Raw genomic sequence first — 3,943 nt, 5'->3', positions numbered from 1 at the left:
GCCGTCCCCTCGACGCGGACGCCACGGCGCGGCGGGTGCTGCGCGTGCGCGCGGACGAACGGGAGTCGCTGATCGGCGAGACGGTCGCCCTCGCCTGGACGCGGTTCCGGAAGAAAGCCTTGATCGAGGGCGGCTGGAGCTGCGCCGGCGGTGCCACGCTCGCCTCCTACTTCGTGGGCGCGGTCCTGCTGGCCTTCCCCGGCGCCCACCGCCGCTGGTACCGGGAGTTCGGGGCGGGTGCCGCCGTCGAACTGCCGCTCGGCGACGCGCTGCCCGGCATCGTGGACGGCGGGGAAGTGCAGCCGGAGCCCGCCCACGACGACACCGTGCCCGACCAGGCCGCGTGCGAGGCCCTGATTGCCGGCCTCCGGCCGGACCTCACCGCCGATCAATGCCGGAAGCTTGCGGAGATCTTCCGCGGGCGTGCCCTGGGGCTCACCGACAAGGAGATCGGGGCCCGGCTCGGGATCTCCGAGAGTGCGGTCTCGATGCGGGTAAAGAGACTTCGCGACGATCTCGGCCTCGGCCCGCAGCGCGGGACCCGACAACCCGCCGAGCAGCAGCAGGACCCGACCGACGAGGAACGGAGGAGGACGCACCCATGACCAACCCCATGCCCGAGGCCGTCACCGGCGACCTGATCCGTTGGGCCCTCACGATTCTCCGCACCGCGAGCACGAGCGACGCGGGCCCCTGGACGCGGGAGTTGGAGCGCCTCCGCCCGCCGTCGCACGGAGGCGCGGAAGTGGACGTCGGCAGACTGAGCCCGCCGCTGCGGGGCTTCCTCAGGACCCTGCAGGGATCCTCGCTCGCGCCCGACCTCGACCCGGCGTCCATCGAGCCGGTTCTGGATCCGATTGTTCAACAGTCCGATGACGCCCCTGAGGACGGAAGCCCGTTGGAGGAACCCCTCCGCCGCGTCATCCTGGTCGTGGACTGCGAGCGCTCCGGCAGGAGCGGCCTCGACCCGGAGTTCCGGGACGCGCTGTTCCTGGCCGTGGCGGAAGCGTGCTCGCGGATCGTCGGCTGGGACGACTACGACGTCGGCCAGGGCAACGGGGCGATCGCCGTGCTGCCGCGCGACGCGGGCCGGGAGTCGATCGCTCGCTGGTGCCGTCTCATGCTCGCCGGGCTCTCCCGGGAACAGCGTCCGAGGTACATGGCCGGTGTCCTCGGGACCCACCTGCCGAATCGGCGTGTGCTCTGGGATCTCCGCCGCAAGATCGCGTACCTCAAGGCGGCCCGGGACGAGTTCGTGGCCCGGCAGGGGCCAGGACCGGTGCTGGTGCTGCCCGAGCCCCTGCGGAACGAGCTGACGGGTCAAGACGGCCGGACGCTGGGCATCGGGCGCTGGGAGCCGGTGGTCCTACCACCCGGGTCCGCCTACCGGGCGTGGGCCGACCGGACGTGCGCCGACCGGACGTGGGCCGCGCCCTGGCGGCCGACACCGGCCGGAAGGCCACCGGACGACGCACTTCGGCGCCTGGCCCGTGCTGCCCGGCAGGTGGCCGGCCGGCTCACCCGCGTGCGGATCGGGTACGGGACGAGGGCCGACCTGCCGTGGGCGGTGGACGAGGTCTGCACGGCGGCCAAGCAACTGTCGGCGGACCTGGAGAACCTGGCGGACGACGTGAGCGAGCCGGGACTGAGGTCGGTCCTGTTGGTGACCTTCCGCCATGCCACTGATGCTGCACTGGAGTTAGCCCTGATCACCGAGGACGGCGTGCGCGGCCATGCCGAGCGCGCCGAGCACCGGCTGTACGTCGTGACGGTGCTCCTCCACGAGATCGTCGGGGACGACGACGAGGAGGAGCCGGTGCACGAGCGCCCGCCCGTCCGGCGAAGCGAGTGGCTGTTGCCTTACCGACAACCGGACCTGTGGCTGTCGGCTGCGAGTCGGATCTCCCCCGAGGGAAATTGAAAGTCCGCACCGGGAGCCGGCGGTGGCCTGGCGGGTGGCGGTGTCGGAGGAGTCCACCCGGGACGGGGCGCAGGCGAAGACGTGTTCCAGAAGACGCGTTCCAGAAGACGTGTTCTAGTCGAGGGCGAGGCGCTTGTTGAGGGCCTCGCCCGAGGGCAGGGGGTCGATGAAGTTGTGCAGGAAGGCGAGCATCGCGTCGGTGTCCAGGCCCTCGCAGGCGGCGTCCGTCGCCGCGTAGAGGAACTCCTCGATCTCGGCGACCGCGGTGGCCAGGCGTTCACCCTCGGGGGTGAGACTGAGCTGGAGGTAGCGGCGGTCCGCGGCGTCGGTGCGGCGCTCGACCAGCCCGGCCGCGACGACGCGTTCGACCAGCCGGCTGGGGTTGGTGCCGCTCTCGCACACCAGGAGCTGCCCGAGCCCGTTCAGGCTCAAGGTGCCGTGCTGCTGGAGCAGGCGCAGCACCTCGGCCTGCGACGGGGTGATGCCGTGGGGTTTGAGGGCCTGGATCAGCAGCCGGTTGCCTTCGCGCTGGGCTGCCAGGATCGCGAACCGCAGGTGTTCGGCCTTACGCACCGGCGACCTGGCCGGTGGCCGGCACGGTGGCGAGGAAGTCCTCGACCGCGGTGGCGTAGGTGGCCGGGTGGGAGAAGCGGAACATGTGTCCGGTGCGCGGCAGCACGACCTCCCGGGCGTCGGGGATGCCCGCGAGCATGGTCTTGGAGGCGTTCTCGCCGATCAGCACGTCGTGCGAGGGGGTCAGGATCAGGGTCGGGACCTGGACCCGGCCGAGTGCGTCGACGTAGTCGGCGGTGAGAACGGCCTGCACGCGGGCGTCGAAGGAGGCGGCCGGGGTGTTGACGAGGAACAGCTCGCGGCTGCGCGCCTCGCTCCAGGGCACCTGCCCCTCGCCGTCGAACGGGGAGGCGAGGCGGTGGGCGTGGGCCCGCAGCGTCAGCTGCCGGTAGAGCGGGCCGCGGGCCTTGCCGATCACCCGCATCAGGGCCTTCCACGGCTTGGAGTCGACCGGGTTGGCCGCGAACCCGCCGGACAGGACCAGGGCACGCAGGCCCCGCGGGCGGCGGATGGCGAGCGCGAGCGCGATGTTCGCGCCGAACGAGTCGCCGACCAGCACGTAGTCGTCCAGGTCCGCGACCGCGTTCTCGACGTGGTCGGCATAGCGCTCGATGTCGTTGACGCCCTCGGGCAGGCGCAGCGTCCGCTTGGGCGCCTCGCCGTAGGGGGCGAGCTGCTCGGCGCTCCACGGAGCGCCGGAGAAGCAGGGGATGAAGACGAGCGTCGGATCCTTCTTCGAAGTACTCATAACGGACACATTACACGACACATGTGTCGTGACACATGAAACCCGGGCCACATTTTTCTGGTTGCCCTATGTGCTCGTCCGACTACGAGGCCGTCGTCGCCGGCGGCGACTTGGGCGCCCTCGATGCTGCGCCTCCACGGATCGCCTCACTCGGCGCCCCCGAGCCCATGATCTCGTCCAACAGGTCGCGGGCGGCGGCGAGTTCGTCCATCTGGCGGGTGATCCGGGCGCGTTCGCGCGCCAAGCCGTCCAGCAGTTCCGGGCAGGTCGGGCCGGGGCGGCGGTGGCCCGGGAGCGGCAGGCCGGGCAGGATCTCGGCGATCGCGGCACTGTTGAGGCCGGCGGCGAGGAGCGTGCGGATGCCGTGGACGGCGTCCACGTCCCGCTCGCCGTACTCGCGGTAGCCGCTGGGGCGGCGCTCGGGGGTGAGCAGCCCCTGCTCCTCGTAGTAGCGCAGGGCGCGCGGCGTGACGCCGGTCCGCCGGGCGAGCTCTCCGATCCGCATCGCGGGCACCTCCTGGTGGCAGCACGGCCGCCGCGCCCGGCTTGACTCTGACGTCGGCGTGAAGGTCTAGCGTAACCGCCATGCCGAACGAACGACCTTCCTCAACCGCCGCTGACCGCACCGCCGTTGCCGTTCTCGGCCTGGGCCCGATGGGCCGGGCCCTCGCCGGGGCGCTGCTCGCCGCCGGGCGTCCGAC

The 3,943-nt window shown here is 72.0% G+C and carries 4 protein-coding genes and 2 pseudogenes; 3 read left to right on the top strand and 3 right to left on the bottom strand.

Features of this window, described 5'->3' with window-relative positions; all coding sequences use genetic code 11:
- Positions 1 to 605 (top strand): annotated as a pseudogene (locus tag AB0O00_RS31775) (hypothetical protein); the annotation flags it as partial.
- Positions 602 to 1,921, top strand: a complete 1,320-nt coding sequence (locus AB0O00_RS31770) for a hypothetical protein (protein ID WP_363657662.1) — start codon at positions 602 to 604, stop codon at positions 1,919 to 1,921. The pseudogene AB0O00_RS31775 and the gene AB0O00_RS31770, both read left to right, overlap by 4 nt.
- 114 nt (positions 1,922 to 2,035) lie before the next feature.
- On the opposite strand, the gene AB0O00_RS31765 is transcribed toward AB0O00_RS31770, so the two are convergent.
- The 3 genes from AB0O00_RS31765 to AB0O00_RS31755 form a co-directional block, all read right to left on the bottom strand.
- Positions 2,036 to 2,494, bottom strand: a complete 459-nt coding sequence (locus AB0O00_RS31765) for a winged helix DNA-binding protein (RefSeq protein ID WP_363657660.1) — start codon at positions 2,492 to 2,494, stop codon at positions 2,036 to 2,038.
- A complete protein-coding gene (locus AB0O00_RS31760; RefSeq protein WP_363657658.1) occupies positions 2,487 to 3,242 on the bottom strand; it encodes an alpha/beta hydrolase in 756 nt (251 codons plus the stop codon). Before AB0O00_RS31760 ends, AB0O00_RS31765 begins: the two co-directional genes overlap by 8 nt.
- A gap of 82 nt (positions 3,243 to 3,324) precedes the next feature.
- Positions 3,325 to 3,747, bottom strand: a complete 423-nt coding sequence (locus AB0O00_RS31755; RefSeq protein WP_363657657.1) for a MerR family transcriptional regulator — start codon at positions 3,745 to 3,747, stop codon at positions 3,325 to 3,327.
- An 80-nt stretch (positions 3,748 to 3,827) separates the two neighbouring features.
- Here AB0O00_RS31755 and AB0O00_RS31750 point away from each other — a divergent pair.
- Positions 3,828 to 3,943: pseudogene (locus AB0O00_RS31750) on the top strand (NAD(P)-dependent oxidoreductase); the annotation flags it as partial.

Origin of the sequence: Kitasatospora sp. NPDC093558, assembly GCF_040683475.1 — a bacterium.
In the GTDB taxonomy this organism is placed as follows: domain Bacteria; phylum Actinomycetota; class Actinomycetes; order Streptomycetales; family Streptomycetaceae; genus Kitasatospora.
The sequence above is the reverse complement of the archived record's forward strand: the minus strand, read 5'-3'. Positions and strand labels throughout refer to the sequence as shown.

Excerpts from the sequence above, each read along its gene's own strand:
- AB0O00_RS31770 (WP_363657662.1), top strand. The coding sequence starts at position 602 with ATGACCAACCCCATGCCCGAGGCCGTCACCGGCGACCTGATCCGTTGG.
- AB0O00_RS31760 (WP_363657658.1), bottom strand. The coding sequence starts at position 3,242 with ATGAGTACTTCGAAGAAGGATCCGACGCTCGTCTTCATCCCCTGCTTC.
- AB0O00_RS31755 (WP_363657657.1), bottom strand. The coding sequence starts at position 3,747 with ATGCGGATCGGAGAGCTCGCCCGGCGGACCGGCGTCACGCCGCGCGCC.